The organism is Bradyrhizobium sp. CCBAU 53421 (assembly GCF_015291625.1).
Taxonomy (GTDB): Bacteria; Pseudomonadota; Alphaproteobacteria; order Rhizobiales; family Xanthobacteraceae; genus Bradyrhizobium.
Genome location: NZ_CP030047.1, coordinates 5,043,397 through 5,060,896, shown reverse-complemented (window position 1 = coordinate 5,060,896; position 17,500 = coordinate 5,043,397). Strand labels below are relative to the sequence as shown.

Genomic DNA, 17,500 nt, shown 5'->3' with positions numbered 1-17,500 from the left:
CTCAGCCGAGGACGTCCTGATTGATCACGTTCTGGCGCAGCGGATTGCCGTCCAGCACGCTCAGGATATTGCGCGCGGTCTGCTCGCTCATGCGATCGACGGCCTCGACGGTCACGCCCGCGACATGCGGTGCCATGATCACATTCGGCAAAGCGTGCAGGGGCTGGCCGACCGGCGGAGGCTCGACCTCGAACACGTCGAGGCCGGCGCCGGCAAGCTTGCCCGACACCAGCGCGTCGTGCAGCGCCTTTTCGTCCACGATGCCGCCGCGGGCGGTGTTGATGAGATAGGCGGTCGGCTTCATCAGCCTGATCCGCGCGGCGTTGAACAGACCGACCGTCTCGGGCGACTTCGGGCAATGGATGGTGACGAAATCCGCCCGCGGCAGCGCCGCCTCAAGGCTCGGCACGGCCTCGCAGCCGGCCGCGGTGATCTCGGCGGCGGGCTTGTAGGGGTCGTAGACCAGCACGTTCATTTCCATTGCGAGGCAGCGTTTGGCGGTGCGGGTGCCGATGCGGCCGAAGCCGACGATCAGGACCGTCTTGCCGTAAAGGTCGAACGGCAGCACGCCGAGCCGGCTCGCCCAGGTGCCTTCCTTGACCATCGCGTGCATTTCCTGCGCGCGCTTGGCCAGCGTCAGCATCATGAACACGGCGTGCTCGGCGACCGACGGCGAGTTCGCGGTGCCTGCGACCATCAGCGGCACCTTGCGGCGGGACAGCGCGGGCACGTCGACCGCGTCATAGCCGACGCCGATCCGGGTCACCACCAGCATGCCCTTGGACGCCTCCAGCTCCGCCTCGCCGAAGCGGGTCGCGCCGAGCGCCACGCCATGGACCGGCGCATGCCGCTCCAGCATCGCCTGGAAGTCATTGGCCGAGATCAGGTTGGGAAATTCGACGAGTTCTACATCGTCCCGCTCGTTGAGGAGCACCCGCGCCCCCGGAGACAGAGTCTGGGTGATGAAAATCTTCTTCTTGTTGGTGGCCATTTCCTGCCCTTGAGGTTTCTTGTACGCCGTCAAAGGACGGCGCCGGTCACCTCGTTTAGCAAATGCATATTGTTGAGGTCCACAGCCAATCGGAGCGGGCTGCCATCCCGTGCGCCTGCATTGGGACTGACTCGGCCGCAGACCTGACTGCCCTCGAGCGTGAAATAGACCAGCGTCTCCATGCCCATCGGTTCGGTGACGTCGAGCACCGCATCGAACGGCTCGACGCCCGGCTCGGCATGCGGCCGCGCCTCCATAACGTGCTCGGGCCGGATGCCCAGCAGCAGCTTGTCGGTGCGCGAAATGGCCTGGTAGCGGGCGGCGCGCGCCGGCGGCAGCGGGAAGGAGAGGCGATCGGTCAGCCGCACGTTGAGCCTGCCGCCGACATCCTCGAGCCGGCACGGCACGAAGTTCATCGCGGGCGAGCCGATGAAGCTGGCGACGAACCGGGTCGCCGGCTTGTGATAGAGCTCGTTGGGCGTACCGATCTGCTCGATCCTGCCGTGGTTCATCACCACCACGCGGTCGGCCAGCGTCATCGCCTCGACCTGGTCATGGGTGACATAGACGGTGGTGGTGCGGACCTTCTGGTGCACTTTCTTGATCTCGATCCGCATCTGCACGCGCAGCTTGGCATCGAGGTTGGACAGCGGCTCGTCGAACAGGAACACCTTCGGGTTGCGCACGATCGCGCGCCCCATCGCGACACGCTGCCGCTGGCCGCCCGAGAGCTGCTTCGGCTTGCGGTCGATCAGATCAGTGATGTCGAGCATGCGCGCGGCTTCCGTCACCCGGCTCTTGATCTCGGCCTTGGGGTAGTGCTTCAGCCGCAGCCCGAACGACATGTTCTCGGCGACGGTCATGTGCGGATACAGCGCGTAGTTCTGGAACACCATCGCGATGTCGCGGTCCTTCGGTGGCACGTCGTTGACGACGTCGCCGCCGATCATGATATCTCCGTCGGAAATGTCCTCGAGGCCGGCGATCATCCGCAGCGTGGTCGACTTGCCGCAGCCGCTCGGCCCAACCAGCACCACGAACTCATGGTCGGCGATATCGAGGTCGATGCCGCGCACCGCCTCGACCTCGTCGTAACGCTTCACCACCTTGCGCAAACTCACGTCGGCCATGAATCCTACCCTTATCCTGCCTCTGTCGCGTTCAACCCTTTGTCGCACCGGCGGTGAGGCCGGCAATGTAGTAGTCCATCAGGAAGGCGTAGATGATCAGCGGCGGCGCGGCCCCGAGCAGGGCGCCGGTCATGATCTGTCCCCAGTTGAAGACGTCACCCTTGATCAGGGTCGTGATGATGCCGACCGGCAGCACGAGCTGGTCGGTCGAGGTGGTAAACACCAGCGGATAGAGGAACTGGGCCCAGGAGACGGTGAAGGCGAAGATCGTCGCTGCGATCAGGCCGGGCAGGGCGACCGGAATGAAGATCCGTGTCAGCGTCTGGAACCAGCTCGCGCCGTCGATGATCGCGGCTTCGTCGAGCTCCTTCGGGATCGAGGCGAAATAGCCGATCATGATCCAGGTACAGAACGGCACCGTCAGCGTCGGGTAGATGAACAGCAGCACGTACCAGCGGTTGACGAGCTGGACGCCGGTCCAGTCGCCGAACACCGCGAACATCTTGAACAGCGGGATGAACAGCAGGCTGTCCGGAATGAGATAGGTGAGGAACACCCCGGTCGCGAGCGTCGCCGAGCCCCAGAACTTCATCCGCGCCAGCGCAAAGGCCGCCGGCACGCTGATCAGCATCGTGATGGTGACCACGATGATCGAGACCCAGGCCGAATTCCAGAAGAAGCGCAGGAACTGGTTCGAGGTCAGGAGCTGCACGTAGTTCTCGAAGGTCGGGTGGTAGACCCACCACGGATTGGTCGCCGCCGAGATTTCCGCGCTGCCCTTCAGCGAGGTGATCAGCATGTAGAATGGCGGCGTCAGCGAGAAGACCGCGAACAGCGTCAGGAAGAAGTAGGACCAGCGTAGCGCCCAGGTCCGGTCGCGGCTCATGCTGCCGTATTTGACCTTGCGGGTCGGTCCGGACTTGTCGATCGTCACCGTGCTCATCAGGATTCGTTCCCGCGTTTGGTGATGTCGCGCAGGATGAAGATCGCAGCGACCGCGAGGATCGGCACCATGAACAGCGAGACGCTGGCGCCGAGCGGGATGTCGCTGCCCTCGATGCCGACGCGGAACGCCCAGGTCGCGAAGATATGGGTGTGGTCGAGCGGCCCGCCCGCGGTCAGGATGCGCACGATGTCGAAATTGGCGAAGGTCACGATCAGCGAGAACAGCGTCGTGATCGCGATGATGTTGCGCATCATCGGTAAGGTCACGTACCAGATGCGCTGCCACCAATTGGCGCCGTCGATCGCGGCTGCCTCATAGAGCTGCTCGGGCACCGATTTCAACGCTGCCAGATACATGATCATGAAGAACGGCGCGCCGTACCAGACGTTGACCAGGATCACCGAGAAGCGCGCCCACATCGCGTCGCCCGTCCATGGGATCGGCCCGAGGCCGAAGAAGGACAGCGTGTAGTTGAAGGCGCTGTAGGACGGGTCGAACAGCCACAGCCAGGCCAGCGTGCTCATCGCCGGCGGGATCACCCATGGCACCAGCAGCATGCCGCGCCACTTGCGCTGCTTGTTGGCCGGCACGTTGTGGACGAAATGCGCGACGATGAAGCCGATCAGCGCCTTGAAGATCACCGCCGAGATCGCGAAAATGCAGGATTGCTTGACCACCAGCCAGAAGGTGTCGCGCTTGAACAGGAACTCGAAGTTGCCGAAGCCGACGAACTTCGTCATCGCCTTGTTCAGCGTCGCAAGGTGCAGCGAGTAGATTGCCGGATAGATCACCAGGATGCCGATCAGGAGGATCAGCGGCAGCGTCATCAGGAACGCCGACATCGACTTGCGCCGCAGCGCGTTGCGCAGGCCGACGCGCCTTCGCCCCGTCTGGGCCACGGCTGTGCGGTTGGGTTGGAATGCGACATCAACCATGACGCTGGTCCCTCGCGCGGGTTGGTTGCACGGCTCGTCGGTTCGGCCGCTGGGTTATCAAGACGAGGCTCCGCGCGGCCAGCACGATCGGCGGCCGCACGCGAGCCCGTCCTTTCGTCAGCTTCGCATGAAGCCTTCGCATTCGCCCTCGGCCCAGGCGAGGGTCTTCTCCATGCTTTCACCTTGGTAGTAGCGCAGGCACATCTTGGTCAGGGTGGCCTGGAAGTAGATCTGCTGCGCGACCTTGGGCGGCGCGGGCGATGCCGCGATCGACAGCGTCTGGTGCTTGTAGGGGTTCGGGTAGTGATAGAGCGTGCCCTTCGGCGGCCCTTGCTCCTCCCAGACCTTCAACGTCGTGAGCTTCTCGTAGGCCGGCAGGTCGTAGCCGCCGCTCGCGACCACCATCTTCTCGATCGATGCGGGCTGCGACAGGAACGACAGCAGGCTCTTGGCCGCTTCCTTGTTCTTCGAGAACGACCAGATCGACCAGAAGAACGGCAGATAGGGCGCGAAACGTCCCTTCGGTCCGGCCGGGAACCCGTGGGTCCAGCATTGCTCGGCGACTTGCGGGGCATCGCGCTTGGCGACCGCCCAGGCGCTCGGCGGGTTCATGATCATCGCGCCCTTGCCGGCGACCAGCCACTTGTTGTTCGAGGCATCGTCCCATGCGGCAACGTCGGGCGGCAGGAAGGCCAGCAGCTTCTTGTAGAATTCGAGCGACTGGCGCACCGCGTCGGTCTTGACGGTGAGGTTGCCCTTGGCGTCGACCAGCTGCGCTCCGAACGACTGGAAGATCGCGCCGGCGGTGTCGACATTGTCGCTGGTCTCGCCGAGACCGATGCCGAACGGGAAGCCGGCCTTGTGGCACGCTTCAGCTGCCTTGAGGAACGTGTCGAGAGTCCAGTTGTCGGCCTTCGGCGGGCTTCCGGCGGGATACATCTCCTGGACGTCGATGTTGGCGTACTTCTTCATCAGGTCGATGCGCGAGCAGGGACCCTTGATCTGGCTGCCGACGCTGGCGGGAACGCCGAGCCATTTGCCGTCGGCCTGGCCGAGATACTTGACCGTGCCGTTGACCTCGCCGTTCAGCTTGATCAGCGGCTCCATGATGTCGTTGACCGGCTCGAGCAGCTCGGCATTGGCCTGTGGCCACCATGTCGGCATCTGGAAGATATCGTGACCGGATTTCGCCTGCGCTTCGGCAGCGATGGTGACGATGTTCTTGTTGCCCTGGCTGGTGATGTAGTCGATCTGGACCTCGACCTTTTCCTTGGCCGCCCATTCATTGACGAGCTCGGTGGAGGCGCTGTTCGCACCCGGCACCCAGTGATCCCAGAAGCCCATCGAGAGCTTTCCAGCCGCGTAGGCGCCACGCACGTAGGGGGCTGTAATGAGCGCCGCCGATGACAGCGCTGTCGCCGCAACGAATTCTCGGCGCGAAAGCTTCTTCCGTGACATGGCATTCCCTCCCTGGTAGCCGACGGACAAAAGACTTTTTTGAATCCCGTTGTTGTTTTTGTGCGTCGCGTTCGCGCGACGTCGCGGGATTTCGTTCACACCGATCAGAACAGAATTGCCGGCTGCTGTCGAGAAACGAGATGCCTGTGCCACGTAGTACTAACGTTGTGGTCAAATCGCAGGCAGTGTCGTTGGCATCGCTGCCGTTGCCGGTGATTTGCCGCGCTTCCGGTAATCATGCTGCGACGCACGCTTGGGTTGGCGCAACGCTCGCAGACGGTGCGCGGTTGAGCCGCAGGTTTCCAAACGAGCCTGATCGAGCCGTGTTCCGTCATGTTGATGGCCAGCGCGACCAATAGACTTGCCGAAGCCGGAAACGATAAAGTCCGGATTCGTCGAACTTGCCCGCCGCGTCAGTCCTGCAATCCACCATCGATCACGGAGACCCGATCATGCTCATCCCGGTAGCGAAGCTGCGAGCGCAATGGAAATTGTGCGTCGCGGTTGGGGCCGCCGCCGTCACGCTGCTTGCCGTGCCTCATATGGTCGATGCGCAGATCGTGCAGGGCGTCGAAAACGGCGCGCGCGAAGGCAACAAGGCCGCCGGACCGGTCGGCGGCGTTCTAGGCGGAGCAATCGGCGGCGTCGTCGGCGTGGTGACCGGCGTGACCGGGGTGCTCACCGGCAACAACAACGCCACCCCCAATGCCGGCAACGGCAGGAATGCACAGGCTCCGGCGTCCGGTGACAAACAGGGCGCCAAGGCCGCCAAATCGGCCAAGGTCGCCACCAAGGACAAGGGCGGAAAGCAAGCGCCGACCGTGCTGACCCAAGCGGGCGCGCCGCAGCTCACGGCCGAACAGATCGTCGCCAACAGCGACGCCAACATCGAGCGGATCAAGACGGAGCTCAACCTGACGCCGGAGCAGGAGAAGAATTGGGCCGGCTTCAACAGTGCGATGCACTATCTCGGGCACAATGGCGCCGACCGTCTCAACCTGCGGATTGCGCGCGCGCAGCGCGATCCGCCCGACGACATCATCGAGCAGATGCGCAACGAAGCCCAGTTCCTCAATGACCGCGCAGTCGATCAGCGCGGCGTCGCCGATGCCGCAGAGCCGCTATTTGCGAGTCTCGACGACAAGCAGAAACAAATCTTCATCAACGAAATGGTCCGCCTCAGCCACGAACGCGGGCTCGATTAGAGCATGATCGACGGCGAAGTGGGGACGAATAGCCGGGCCACCATGCCCTGGGGTAGGTTAAAGGCGCAGCACCCGGCTATTCTGCCGCAGCGGCGCGGCCGGGTTAATTCGTCATTCAATGTTGAAGAAAAACGGACCGGATCAGGCCCGAGTGATGGCCGAGTCGGGGCCTTGTCGGGAACCGCTCCGGTGACATGAAAAATGGCCGGCACATGCACCGGCCAATTGTTGAGCTGGGCACCATCCGGCGAGGCCCGGTTCAGCTTTTCGGGAAGTTCAGCTCCACGCCGACGCCGTCGGGATCGTAGAGGAATATCTGGGTGTCGCCGGTGCGCGGCACGATCTGCTCGCGGAAGCTGACGTTCTTCGATTGCAGACGCTTGCGCACGGCGTCGACGTCGGTGGCGGCGAAGGCGATATGATCGAGCCGGCCGGTGTCTTCATATTTCTTCTCGGTGCCGCGCACCACGATGCCGTCGCGCGGCTTGCGGGTGCCCATCAAATGGACAGTGGCCTGGCCGCCGGAATAGAGCCAGTAGCCGGGGAAATCGAGCGGCGGACGATCGCCGTTCTCGAGGCCGAGCACGTCGCAATAGAACGCCTTGGTCTTCTCCAGATCCTGCGGCTCTATGGTGTAATGCTGTAGTCCGCCCAATGGCATGGTTCTTCTCCTTGAGAATTAGGGTTAGACGAAGCTGAGGTCGGCCTCGACGCCGAGCATCCACGCGCCGACGGTCTCGAAATGGCTGAAGCGGCCCTGCAACTGCTGGGTCACGGTGTGCATGTCGCGGAAGCGCCGTTCCAGTGGATGGCCGTCGAAGATCGCGGTGGCGCCGGCGGTGTTGTAGGCGAAGTCGACGGCCTCCCGCGCCTTGTGGATGGCGTGGGTTGCCGCCATCCGGATCGTCATGCGTTGCGCCACCGTGATGCTGTGGCCGGCAACCAGGTCCTGCCAGATATCGGCCATCGATTGCAGCAGGAAGCCGCGGGCGGCGCGCAGATTGACCTCGGCCTGGGCGAGGCCGGATTGCACCACGGCATTGTCGCGCAGCGTCTTCTTCGTGCCGCGCGGCACCTTGTTGCGGGCGACGTCGACGAAATTGTCCAGTGCGCTGCGGGCGATGCCGCAGGCAACGCCGGCGAAGCCGACCTGGTAGCAGGTGTGGTTGCTCATCCGGTACAGCGGGCCGCCTTCGCGGCATTCGCGATCGAATTCGCGGGTGATCGAATGGTCAGAGCGGACGAAGAAATCGTTCAGCGCGAACTGGTCGCTGGCGGTGCCGCGCAGCCCGACCGTGTTCCAGATGTCGGTCCATTCGACGTCTTCGGTCCGCACCAGCATGGTGCGCTCGGCCTGCTCGCCATTGGCGTCGCGGCGCGGCGAGCCGTCCGCGGCATAGATCGGGCAGTGGGCGCCGAGCCAGGTGGCGTGCCGGCCGCCTGACGCAAACGACCAGACCCCTGTGACGCGGTAGCCGCCCGCGCACTCGACGGCCTTGACCTTCGGGCCGGGTCCCCAAGCCAGCACGGCGCGCGGGTCGGCGAACATCTCCTGCGCGACCGGCAGATCGAGATAGGCCGCCGACATCGCGCAGCCGCCGGCCTGGCTCAGGCACCACGCCGTCGAGGCGTCGGCCTTGGCGATGGTCTCGATGACGTGGAAGAAGGTGACGGGATCGGTCTCGATGCCGTCGGTCGAGCGCGGCAGCAGCAGGCGGAACAGCCGCGCCTCATGCAGCCGGTCGAGCAGGTCGGGCGGCAGGCGGCGGGTCGTCTCGATTGCGTCGGAGGCGGCCGCAACCGCGTCCCTGATCGCCTCGGCGCGTGCAATCACCTCGCGATCGCCGGCAAGATCGGCTGAAGTCATGCTCATGTCGGCCTCCCTCCGGCGCGCCGGATGGTTGCGGACGCCGCGACGTCAGCCGTCGCATTGAGCTCCTTGTCGATCTGCTCGATCGACTTGCCCCGGGTCTCAAGCCCAAAGAACAGGTAGACGGCACCCGCCATCAGGAACCAGCAGCCGAGATAGACGAAAGCGGTCGGGATCTGGGTCAACGGCACATCCGGCTTGAGATAGTTGTTCGAGCCGACGATCAAGGCAAGCCCGACCGGCCCGATGATCTTGCCGATGCCGCCGAAGCCGTAAGCCGATCCCATGCCCGTGGTGCGCAGATGCGACGGCCAGACCTCCGCGGCATAGGGCCCGACGATCGCAAAGCCGCCGTCGGCGAAGAAGAAGGCGGCGCCGAGCAGCAGCCAGAACGCCGACATGCCGAACAGTGTCGCGTCGTAATGATAGCCGGCAATGATGGTCAGCGCGCCGGCGCCGAAGCCGAGCAGGCCGCCGGCGATCCGCCGTCCCAGCAGTTCCGAGAACCAGGAGAACGAGATACGGCCAAGGAAGCCGGTGATGCTGAGCAGGATCATCATCTTGGCGGCCTCCTGCGGCGTGACCTTCAGCAGCAGCACGAACAGCGCGGGCGCCCACAGCGTGATGCCGTAGACCCCGGTCTGCGCACCGGCATTGCCGAGCCAGGAGACGATCAGGCTGCGCGGATATTTGAACAGGTCGAACCAACTGGTCTTGACGATCGGCCCGGCGTCGGCGGCACTCGGCAAGGGCAGCTCCGATGGCGGCATCTGGAGGGCCCAGGCCAGCGACTTGCGGGCTTCGTCATAGCGTCCCTGGCGGCACAGCCAGCGCGGCGACTCCGGGACCCAGAGCCGGATCAGCAGCACCAGGACCGATGGCAATACGCCGATCGCAAACAGCAGCCGCCACTGATCGGTGCCCATGATCGCGCCCAGCACCGCGCCGAGCCCGACGCCGAGCGGGATCACGCAGGTGACGAGGCCGCCGACCCAGCCGCGCTTGTGCGACGGCATGAATTCCTGCACCAGCGGCAGGTCGACACAATAAAGCCCGCCGACGCCGGTGCCGACGAAGAAGCGCAGGATCGCCAGGTAAACCCAGCCATTGTCGGGGGTGAAATAGAGCAGGCCGGTCGCGATCGAGAAGTTCAGCACGGTGCCGATGAACACAATGCGGCGCCCGATCCGGTCGGCGAGCCAGCCCCAGAGATAGGCGCCGAGGATGGCGCCGATGCCGGAACTCATCAGCACCGTGGCCGACTGGCCAAAGGTGAGCTTCCACGGCCCGATCAGGAACGCGAGCACAAAGCCGATCAGGAAGTAGTCGAAGAACTCCAGCGCATCGCCGATGATTGCCGCCGCAAGGATCTTGATCTGGTTGCCGGTCAGAGTCGTCCGGCGATCGAGAATCTCGAACATGGCGCGTCTCCCCATGGCGCCTGTTCGTTGTTGTTGGAAACGTGCGTCGCGCCAGCGCATCGCCCATAGGGTGAGGCTATCCTCGCGCTGCCGCGAACGGCAAGCCCGCACCGACGCGGGGCTCATCTGCACGGGCGCGATAAGTAATTCGGCCTACTGCTGCGCACAAATCGTGGTGCGAAAGCTAGCTGGCAGCCCCGGGAGCCGTTGACTCCTGCAATGCCGATCGCCCACGTTTGCGTCAAGAAAGCTGGGGGAAGGCCGGTTGGACGAAAAGCGCAAGCATCCACGAACCGAGGTCAATGAACCCGGCTATGTCTCGTCGGGCGGTTCGGTCATGCATTGCACGATCGTGAACATATCGCCGGAAGGGGCCGCCATCGAGGTCGAGAATCCGGCCTTCGTCCCGCATAGATTCCGCCTGGTGATGGCGCGGGACCCCTCGGTCGTTCATGAGTGCCAGGTGATCTGGAGCAAGAAGACACGGATTGGAGTGAGTTTCGTGACGACCGCCTGAGCGCGGCAATCTCGCAGGGACACCATGACCGACAGTGTTAGGTTGAGCGGATTTCGTTGCTGGAACAACAGGTGACACGCCGATGACTCCGGAACCCGCAACGATCTGCCTCGGCTGTTGGCAAAACCTGCACATGCCGATCCCGCTGCGCGGCCCGTTGTCGGCGCCGTTCCGCCTGTTCGGCGTCCGGCCGAGCCGCATGAACCCGAACACCTGCACGATCTGCGAGATGGCCTTCTCGAAGATCATGAAGGCGCGCGCCGTGACGATCGATGCCACCCTCCTGTTCGCCGATTTGCGCGGCTACACGACACTGACGCAGACCATCGCGCCGGCCGGGCTGACGTCGCTGCTCGATGCGTTCTACGACGACTGCGCCGCCGCGATCTGGCGCTATGACGGCATTCTCAACAAGACGATCGGCGACGCCGTGTTCGCGATCTTCAATTTTCCGGTGCGGCGGAAGGATCATGCCGTGCAGGCCTTGCTGGCGGCCCGCGACATCCAGCGCCGTTTCCGCGAGAGACACGATGCGCTGGTGCAGGCGATCGGCGCCGGCGACATCGAGATCGGCATTGGGATCGGGATGGACAGCGGCGACACCAATTTTGGTGAGTTCGGCAAGACCCATCGCGACCTGACCGCGGTCGGCACGGTGGTCAATCGCGCGGCACGCGCCCAGGCCGCCGCGAAGTCCGGCGAAATCCTTGTCACGACAGCGGTGCGGGATCGAACGCGCGACATGATCACGGCAGCCGGTTCCGATTATACGCTGAAGGGCTTCGACCAGCCGGTCACGCTGTTTCCTGCGTGAATTGACGCGGGCGCAAAAAAGACGGCTCCAGCAGTGCAACTGCACGCCGAAGCCGTCGGGGATGGTCGTTTGCCGATTACGAACGCCGCCTCAACGTTGGGCCGACAGGTTCGTTCCCGCCCAAACGAAATTCTTTCGACCCGTGTCAGCGCCACATGCCGCGCATCCGGGCGCCGATGTCGATCGGCGGCGCGCGGCTGGCGGTCGAGGCTGGCGCGGCCGCAGCCCGCGGCCAGCTGGTCCGCTCGAACATCGGCAGCAGCCGTTCCGGGATGAACCGGGTGCGCGATGCGTACATGTGGCGGTCGCCCTTGGCGGCCTGGCCGTGGACGAAAAAACGCTGCGGTACCATCAGGTGCAAATCGTCCTTGGCGCGGGTCATCGCGACATAGAGCAGGCGGCGCTCCTCCTCGAGCTCGGCCGAGGTGCCGGCGCCGAGATCGGACGGCATGCAGCCATCGACGACATTGAGCACGTAGACGGATTTCCATTCCTGCCCCTTGGCGGAGTGGATGGTCGACAGGATCAGATAATCCTCGTCGAGCAGCGGCACGCCGGCCTGGTCGCTGGTCGCGTCGGGCGGGTCGAGCGTCAGCTCGGTGAGGAAGCGTTCGCGTGACGGATAGCCGGCGGCGATCTGCTCGAGCTGAATGAGATCGGCGCGGCGGACCTCGCTGTCCTCGTGGATGCGATCGAGATGCGGCTCGTACCAGAGCCGTGCGCGCTCGATGTCGACGGGCCATTCCGAGTAGCGGAGGTTCTCGATGGCCTCGAGGAACAGCCGCCAGTCGGCGCCGGCGCGGGGCGGGGCGGGCAGCGCCACCAGCGCGGCGATCGGATCGGCGGCCTCCGCCATGCGGTCGAGCACGCGCTGCGCCGAGGCCGGCCCGACGCCGGGCAACAGATGCAGGATGCGAAAGCCCGCGACCCGGTCGCGCGGATTGGCGGTGAAGCGCAACAGCGCCAGCATGTCCTTGACGTGCGCGGCGTCGAGGAATTTGAGGCCGCCGAACTTCACGAAGGGAATGTTGCGGCGGGTCAGCTCGACCTCCAGCGGTCCGCTGTGCGAGGAGGTGCGAAACAGCACCGCCTGATGCTTCAGCAGCGCGCCTTCCTCACGATTGGCCAACACCTGCTCGACGATATAGCGGGCCTGATCGGCCTCGTCGCGGATCGTGACGAGCAGCGGCCTGCGGGTCGAGGTCCGGTCGGTCCACAGGTTCTTGGTGAAACGTTCCTTGGCGAGCGAGATCACGCCATTGGCGGCCGACAGGATCGGCTGCGTCGAGCGGTAGTTGCGGTCGAGCGTGATGATCTCGGCAGCCGGGCTGAACTGCGCCGGAAAGTCGAGGATGTTGCGCACGGTGGCGGCGCGGAACGAGTAGATCGACTGTGCGTCGTCGCCGACCACGGTGAGCCCGCGTCCGGCGGGCTTGAGTGCGAGCAGGATGGAGGACTGCAGGCGGTTGGTGTCCTGATATTCGTCGACCATGACATGATCGAAGCGGCCGCCGATCTCCTCGGCCAGGGCGGTATCCGTCACCATCTGCGCCCAGTAGAGCAGCAGGTCGTCGTAATCGAGCACGTTCTGGCGCTGCTTGGCTTCGACATAGGCCGCGAACAATTGCTTCAACTCGCTGGCCCAGCCGGAGCACCACGGGAAGAACTGGCCGAGCACCGCCTCGATCGGCATTTCCGCGTTCACGCAGCGCGAATAGATCGCAAGGCAGGTGCCCTTGGTCGGGAACCGGCTTTCGGTGCGGGAGAGGCCGAGGTCGTGGCGGACGAGGTTCATCAGGTCGGCGGAGTCCTCGCGGTCATGGATCGTGAAGGCCGGGTCGAGCGCGATGCGCTCGGCGAATTCCCGCAGCAGCCGCGCGCCGATGCCGTGAAAGGTGCCGGCCCAGCTCAGCGCATCGGTCATGATCGAGGCGCGATCGCCCAGCACGCGCCGTGCGATGCGCTCGACGCGGCCGGCCATCTCGCCGGCGGCGCGGCGCGAGAAGGTCATCAACAGGATGCGCCGCGGATCGGCGCCTGCGACGATCAGATGCGCGACGCGATGGGCGAGCGTATTGGTCTTGCCGGAGCCGGCGCCCGCGATCACCAGCAACGGGCCGCCGACGACGCCATCCTTGCCGACCCCGTGCTCGACGGCGCGGCGCTGCTCGGAATTGAGCGCATCGAGATAGGCTGTGTTGGCAAGATCAGGCACGAATCACCCCCACCAAACGCTAACAGACATTGCGATTCAGTGGGGCCGGCGCACCTGCGCCGGAGCAGAGAAATTAGATTGACATTAACGCGCCGCGGAGCACAACCGCGCCATGGGTGACGCTTCCAAATCCGACACGCCGCTGAAGGCGACATTCAAGGTGCGGCTGAACGGCGAAACGGTGACGCTCGCGACCGTTGGCCAGGCCTACCGCTTCATCAGCAATCTCAGCGCCGTCGAATGGATGGAGTTCCGCTCGCTGCATGATGACGCGCTGGTCGCGCTGGAGCGCGCGGCCGGTAATGCCATGCTGACGGTGCAGGCAACCAACGCGCTCCGGATGCTGTTCGTCCGCGCCAAATTGCTTTGAAAAGAAATGGGCCGCCTTGGCCCTCCGAGGCGGCCCGAGAGTGCGGCCGAAAGCGCATTGCGCACCCGGCCGTCGCGTGTACCGCCGTTACCTTGTTTGCGGCCATAACGAACGGGCCTTACGAAAGGCGCGTCGATTCGGCTGTAGCTGCAACACCACAATCAGTGGCCGACGTCATCGACGACGCGGTCATACACAAGCGCGGAGCGCAGGTTGATCGTCGCGATCCTCAGGTAGCTGGGCTCGCGCATGGCGTTGTTGAACATCATGATCGCAATCTTCCAATACCCGCGCTCGCGTTGATCCGCGTTCAATGCTGACAAATAGTCCGCCGCATCGCCAACGGTCGCGAGCGTTCGCCCGTCTTTCAGCGTGATCGGGAACGCAAGCGGCGACCGCTTCTCCAACTCCAGCACGAAAGCTCCCCCAAAGGCCAAGCAGCAATACCAGAACAGACCTGGCTGCGCCGCTATATCAAAGCCTTAAGGGAGTGTCCGGCTCGGCCGGGGTGGACGGTTCAGAAAGAATCCGCCAGCGCGATCTCCGCCCTGAGGGCATCGATCCGCCGTTCGGCTTCCTCGGACGTCAGGTCGCGCGCGTACTGGTTCGGCTGATAGGCCTCCTCGGCCAAGCTCCTCAACCGCAGCGCCTGGGCGCGCGACATCAGCCCGCCAAGCCGCTCCGCAACCCCGCCAAATCTCACCGCTGCCATGCTCATCGCTCACCTCGCTTGCCGGATCGTGACTTGACAATATGTTCTATTTTTGTTCTAACAAGCCATGGACAACAAGATCAATGAAATTCGTCGCAGGATCAGCACTTTGCGTGCTGAGATGACCTTGGTCGAGGCGTCGATCCGGGATCAGGTCAACCGCGATCTGGATTGCAGCGAAGCGTCGTATCGGCTGATGGCGATGCGCGCCGAAGTGGCCGAGCTCGTCGCCCGCTGGAAGGCCGCCGGCGGCGGCGAGCGCCTCCCCACGGTTCGGGAGCGGCTGAGCCGAAGCTACGGGGATCGTCCGGCCGCAGCCGCCAAGCCGGCCCCCGTCAAATCGGACAAGGGCAGGCCGAGGCCGGGCCACAGCAACGCGAGGGCTTGATCGGCCCGCACGAACAGGCGGGCGCGTCGCATCGGCTCGCGCCCAAATCTGGTTTCGAGACGGGAACCCGGGCCACGGATGGGCATTTTCTTGTGGTGAGAACCAACACCTTAGCATCGCCCAGCGCCATGATCGCCGATCCGACCGCGCCACCGCGGGCATCGATGAATGACGATCGCAGCCCGTTGCTGACGCTGATCAGCTGCATCAGCTGCATCAGGACGATGCGGCTTGAGAGCAGCTCTCCGGGCAGCGAGGGCAGGGACATCCTTCAATATCGCTGCGAACAGTGTAGCCGCATCGAACGGGTGCAATTGGTACGCCGAACCTGGCCAGCGGAGCGTTCGCCCTCAACTTGAATCTACGAGCGCGCCCTCGCTTTTCTCGCCGGCTGTTCGTCTGCCGGGAGGTCGATCCCGGTTTCAGATTGTTGCCCCGTCAGCTTCGAGAGTTCGCGGCTGAGGTCGTGAATCTGGTACGGCTTGCGCAGGACCGGAAAGTCGGACCGCACGTCGCGCGCACCCTCGCTGTAGCCGGTCGTCAGCAGGATCGGCAGCTCCGGATTCCTGTCCCGGATCCTGCGCGCCAGCTTCAGCCCATCCATCCTGCCGGGCATGACGATGTCGCTGAACACCACGTCGATCCCGTTGGCCTCGATTTCCGCGAGGGCAGCCTCTGCGTTCGGCGCCCAGCGCACGGTGTAGCCGAGCTGTTCGAGCAGGCCCCTGCTTGCATCGGCGACCGCCGGATTATCCTCGATCAGCAGGACCGTAGCGGAGCCGCGCACGGCGCGGCCCGCGATCGTACCCGTCGCGGCTGCGGTCCCGCGCGGGAGATAGATGCTGATCGTGGTGCCCTTGCCGAGCGCGCTTGCGATCTCGATCCGGCCGTCGGCCTGGTGCGCAAAGCCGTGCACCTGGGACAGTCCAAGGCCGGTGCCTTTGCCGACCGGCTTGGTGGTGAAGAACGGGTCGAACACCTTGCTCAGCACATCCTGGGCAATGCCTTCACCGGTATCGGCGACGCTGACGGCGACCTCAGTGGTTTCGGGCATGTTGCGGGCCGAGACAGTCAGCGTACCGCCGTTGGGCATCGCGTCCCGCGCATTGACGACAAGGTTGATCAGCGCGGTCTCAAATTCGTTCGGGTCGACGAAGACCGGCCAGAGGTCCGGCTCAAGCTCCATGTTCAACCTGATCGCGCCGCCGAGCGCGCTGCTCAGCACCTCGCGCACCGCCGTGATCCGCTCAGCGATATCGATGGTCTGCGGATTGACGCTCTGGCGGCGCGCGAAGGTGAGCAGCTGGCTGGTCAGTGACGCGGCGCGCTCGGATGCGGTTTCGATCGCGCTGAGGGCAAGCCGGCCGCGTTCGCTCGTTACCTCGCGCCTGATCCGGTGCAGATTGCCGGAAATGATCATCAGGAGATTGTTGAAGTCGTGTGCGACGCCGCCGGTCAATTGGCCGAGCGCATCCATCTTCTGCGATTCCGCCAGCTGTCGCTGCACCTGTTCCAGCTTCTGCTGCGCCTCGCGCCGCTCGGAAATGTCACGCGTGATCTTGGCAAAACCGACCAGGTTGCCGTCGCTGTCGCGGATCGGATCGATCACGACGCTGGCCCAGAAGAACGAGCCGTCCTTGCGGACCCGCCAGCCATCCTCCTCGTAATGCCCGGTCTCTTCCGCGATCTTGAGCGCGCGGGCCGGTTTGCCCGCGGCCTGATCGGCCGCCGTATAGAACCGCGCGAAGCTCTGGCCGATGATTTCGCCGGGCGAATAGCCCTTGATGCGCTCGCCGCCCGTATTCCAGTTGGCGACGATGCCGGCCGGCGTCAGCATGTACAGCGCGTAATCGGTGACGTTGCTCACCAGCAGGCGGAACTGGCTTTCGCTGGCCTCGAGATCGGCGCGCGCCCGCCGCCGCTCGGTCATGTCGCGGGTGACCATCGCGTAGCCGACCAGCTTGCGCTTCTCGTAGATCGGATCGATCACGACTGAGGCGAAGAATTGCGATCCGTCCCTGCGGACGCACCAGCCCTCGGCCGCGGCGTGCTTCTCCTTCCGCGCCAGCTGCAGTGCCTTCGCGGGAATGCCCGATGCGCGATCCTCTTCAGGATAGAAGACCGAGAAGTGCTTGCCAAGGATTGCGTTGGCCGGATAGCCGGTGATGCGCTCGGCACCCTTGTTCCAATGGATCACCCGCCCGTCGGCGGCGAGGGTGCAAATCGCATAGTCAATTGCGCCTCCGGCCAACAGCCGGAACCTGCGCTCGCTCTCGAAAATGCCGCGCTTGAGTTGGTCTGATTTTTTAACCATCGCAAATCCTGCCAACGCCGGAACGCTCCGCGGAGGCCAATGTTCCAATAGGGGTCACGGACGCCTGAGACGACCAAGCAATACGAACGGCTTACGTCAGTCGGGAAAAAGTTCCAATGCGCATTGGAACTTTTGGTTCCAGTGGCGATTAAGCTCCTCGGTTTGCGTCACAAATCGTGGTTTTGGCGTTTTCCCGCTTGAATAGATCAAGGGC

General features: G+C 64.3%; 17 protein-coding genes. 5 read left to right on the top strand and 12 right to left on the bottom strand.

From position 1 onward, the window contains the following. Position 1: 1 nt before the first annotated feature. The 5 genes from XH92_RS24150 to XH92_RS24130 all read right to left on the bottom strand — a co-directional run bounded on the left by XH92_RS24150 (position 2) and on the right by XH92_RS24130 (position 5,460). The gene (locus XH92_RS24150; RefSeq protein ID WP_194454329.1) at positions 2–991 is read right to left on the bottom strand and encodes a hydroxyacid dehydrogenase; all 990 of its coding nucleotides are present in this window, start codon (positions 989–991) and stop codon (positions 2–4) included. A gap of 29 nt (positions 992–1,020) precedes the next feature. Continuing rightward, a complete protein-coding gene (locus tag XH92_RS24145) occupies positions 1,021–2,121 on the bottom strand; it encodes an ABC transporter ATP-binding protein (RefSeq protein ID WP_194454328.1) in 1,101 nt (366 codons plus the stop codon). 31 nt (positions 2,122–2,152) lie between these two features. Continuing rightward, positions 2,153–3,064, bottom strand: a complete 912-nt coding sequence (locus XH92_RS24140; RefSeq protein WP_194454327.1) for a carbohydrate ABC transporter permease — start codon at positions 3,062–3,064, stop codon at positions 2,153–2,155. After that, positions 3,064–4,002 (bottom strand): carbohydrate ABC transporter permease, encoded by a 939-nt coding sequence (locus XH92_RS24135; protein WP_194454326.1) that lies wholly within the window; start codon positions 4,000–4,002, stop codon positions 3,064–3,066. Before XH92_RS24135 ends, XH92_RS24140 begins: the two co-directional genes overlap by 1 nt. Before the next feature lie 117 nt (positions 4,003–4,119). Further along, positions 4,120–5,460 carry an ABC transporter substrate-binding protein gene (locus tag XH92_RS24130; protein ID WP_194454325.1) on the bottom strand — a complete coding sequence of 447 codons (1,341 nt, stop codon included), beginning with the start codon at positions 5,458–5,460 and terminating at the stop codon, positions 4,120–4,122. Between the two features lie 452 nt (positions 5,461–5,912). Here XH92_RS24130 and XH92_RS24125 point away from each other — a divergent pair, with 452 nt between their 5' ends. Next, positions 5,913–6,665, top strand: a complete 753-nt coding sequence (locus tag XH92_RS24125; RefSeq protein ID WP_371817805.1) for a Spy/CpxP family protein refolding chaperone — start codon at positions 5,913–5,915, stop codon at positions 6,663–6,665. Positions 6,666–6,924: 259 nt separating this feature from the next. Here the strand turns inward: XH92_RS24125 and XH92_RS24120 are convergent, their stop codons facing one another. From XH92_RS24120 to XH92_RS24110, 3 genes are read right to left on the bottom strand one after another with little or no spacing between them, the layout of a single operon-like run. Continuing rightward, positions 6,925–7,326 carry a VOC family protein gene (locus XH92_RS24120; protein ID WP_194454324.1) on the bottom strand — a complete coding sequence of 134 codons (402 nt, stop codon included), beginning with the start codon at positions 7,324–7,326 and terminating at the stop codon, positions 6,925–6,927. Between the two features lie 24 nt (positions 7,327–7,350). Further along, the gene (locus tag XH92_RS24115; protein WP_194454323.1) at positions 7,351–8,538 is read right to left on the bottom strand and encodes an acyl-CoA dehydrogenase family protein; all 1,188 of its coding nucleotides are present in this window, start codon (positions 8,536–8,538) and stop codon (positions 7,351–7,353) included. After that, positions 8,535–9,956, bottom strand: a complete 1,422-nt coding sequence (locus XH92_RS24110; protein ID WP_194454322.1) for an MFS transporter — start codon at positions 9,954–9,956, stop codon at positions 8,535–8,537. The genes XH92_RS24115 and XH92_RS24110 overlap by 4 nt, the downstream gene beginning before the upstream one ends. 265 nt (positions 9,957–10,221) lie before the next feature. Between XH92_RS24110 and XH92_RS24105 the strand changes: the two genes are divergently transcribed. Then, positions 10,222–10,473: a PilZ domain-containing protein gene (locus XH92_RS24105; RefSeq protein ID WP_194454321.1), complete on the top strand. Its 252-nt coding sequence runs from the start codon at positions 10,222–10,224 to the stop codon at positions 10,471–10,473. A gap of 82 nt (positions 10,474–10,555) precedes the next feature. Next, positions 10,556–11,287, top strand: coding sequence for an adenylate/guanylate cyclase domain-containing protein (locus XH92_RS24100; RefSeq protein WP_194454320.1), 732 nt, complete (start codon positions 10,556–10,558; stop codon positions 11,285–11,287). 145 nt (positions 11,288–11,432) lie between these two features. Here XH92_RS24100 and XH92_RS24095 read toward each other — a convergent pair whose 3' ends face one another. Beyond that, the gene (locus XH92_RS24095) at positions 11,433–13,502 is read right to left on the bottom strand and encodes an ATP-dependent helicase (protein ID WP_194454319.1); all 2,070 of its coding nucleotides are present in this window, start codon (positions 13,500–13,502) and stop codon (positions 11,433–11,435) included. Positions 13,503–13,614: 112 nt separating this feature from the next. Between XH92_RS24095 and XH92_RS24090 the strand changes: the two genes are divergently transcribed. After that, positions 13,615–13,872: a hypothetical protein gene (locus XH92_RS24090; RefSeq protein WP_194454318.1), complete on the top strand. Its 258-nt coding sequence runs from the start codon at positions 13,615–13,617 to the stop codon at positions 13,870–13,872. A gap of 161 nt (positions 13,873–14,033) precedes the next feature. Here the strand turns inward: XH92_RS24090 and XH92_RS24085 are convergent, their stop codons facing one another. Both XH92_RS24085 and XH92_RS24080 read right to left on the bottom strand, forming a co-directional pair. Then, positions 14,034–14,288, bottom strand: coding sequence for a hypothetical protein (locus XH92_RS24085; RefSeq protein WP_194454317.1), 255 nt, complete (start codon positions 14,286–14,288; stop codon positions 14,034–14,036). Positions 14,289–14,389: 101 nt separating this feature from the next. Next, a complete protein-coding gene (locus tag XH92_RS24080; protein ID WP_246787591.1) occupies positions 14,390–14,590 on the bottom strand; it encodes a DUF3072 domain-containing protein in 201 nt (66 codons plus the stop codon). A gap of 61 nt (positions 14,591–14,651) precedes the next feature. Here XH92_RS24080 and XH92_RS24075 point away from each other — a divergent pair, with 61 nt between their 5' ends. Further along, positions 14,652–14,972 (top strand): hypothetical protein, encoded by a 321-nt coding sequence (locus XH92_RS24075; RefSeq protein ID WP_194454316.1) that lies wholly within the window; start codon positions 14,652–14,654, stop codon positions 14,970–14,972. 361 nt (positions 14,973–15,333) lie between these two features. Here the strand turns inward: XH92_RS24075 and XH92_RS24070 are convergent, their stop codons facing one another. Beyond that, positions 15,334–17,286 (bottom strand): PAS domain-containing sensor histidine kinase, encoded by a 1,953-nt coding sequence (locus XH92_RS24070; protein ID WP_194454315.1) that lies wholly within the window; start codon positions 17,284–17,286, stop codon positions 15,334–15,336. Between the last annotated feature and the right edge of the window lie 214 nt (positions 17,287–17,500).

Excerpts from the sequence above, each read along its gene's own strand:
- XH92_RS24150 (WP_194454329.1), bottom strand. The coding sequence starts at position 991 with ATGGCCACCAACAAGAAGAAGATTTTCATCACCCAGACTCTGTCTCCG.
- XH92_RS24130 (WP_194454325.1), bottom strand. The coding sequence starts at position 5,460 with ATGTCACGGAAGAAGCTTTCGCGCCGAGAATTCGTTGCGGCGACAGCG.
- XH92_RS24100 (WP_194454320.1), top strand. The coding sequence starts at position 10,556 with ATGACTCCGGAACCCGCAACGATCTGCCTCGGCTGTTGGCAAAACCTG.
- XH92_RS24125 (WP_371817805.1), top strand. The coding sequence starts at position 5,913 with ATGCTCATCCCGGTAGCGAAGCTGCGAGCGCAATGGAAATTGTGCGTC.
- XH92_RS24070 (WP_194454315.1), bottom strand. The coding sequence starts at position 17,286 with ATGGTTAAAAAATCAGACCAACTCAAGCGCGGCATTTTCGAGAGCGAG.
- XH92_RS24110 (WP_194454322.1), bottom strand. The coding sequence starts at position 9,956 with ATGTTCGAGATTCTCGATCGCCGGACGACTCTGACCGGCAACCAGATC.
- XH92_RS24135 (WP_194454326.1), bottom strand. The coding sequence starts at position 4,002 with ATGGTTGATGTCGCATTCCAACCCAACCGCACAGCCGTGGCCCAGACG.
- XH92_RS24120 (WP_194454324.1), bottom strand. The coding sequence starts at position 7,326 with ATGCCATTGGGCGGACTACAGCATTACACCATAGAGCCGCAGGATCTG.
- XH92_RS24080 (WP_246787591.1), bottom strand. The coding sequence starts at position 14,590 with ATGAGCATGGCAGCGGTGAGATTTGGCGGGGTTGCGGAGCGGCTTGGC.
- XH92_RS24090 (WP_194454318.1), top strand. The coding sequence starts at position 13,615 with ATGGGTGACGCTTCCAAATCCGACACGCCGCTGAAGGCGACATTCAAG.
- XH92_RS24115 (WP_194454323.1), bottom strand. The coding sequence starts at position 8,538 with ATGAGCATGACTTCAGCCGATCTTGCCGGCGATCGCGAGGTGATTGCA.
- XH92_RS24140 (WP_194454327.1), bottom strand. The coding sequence starts at position 3,064 with ATGAGCACGGTGACGATCGACAAGTCCGGACCGACCCGCAAGGTCAAA.
- XH92_RS24075 (WP_194454316.1), top strand. The coding sequence starts at position 14,652 with ATGGACAACAAGATCAATGAAATTCGTCGCAGGATCAGCACTTTGCGT.
- XH92_RS24145 (WP_194454328.1), bottom strand. The coding sequence starts at position 2,121 with ATGGCCGACGTGAGTTTGCGCAAGGTGGTGAAGCGTTACGACGAGGTC.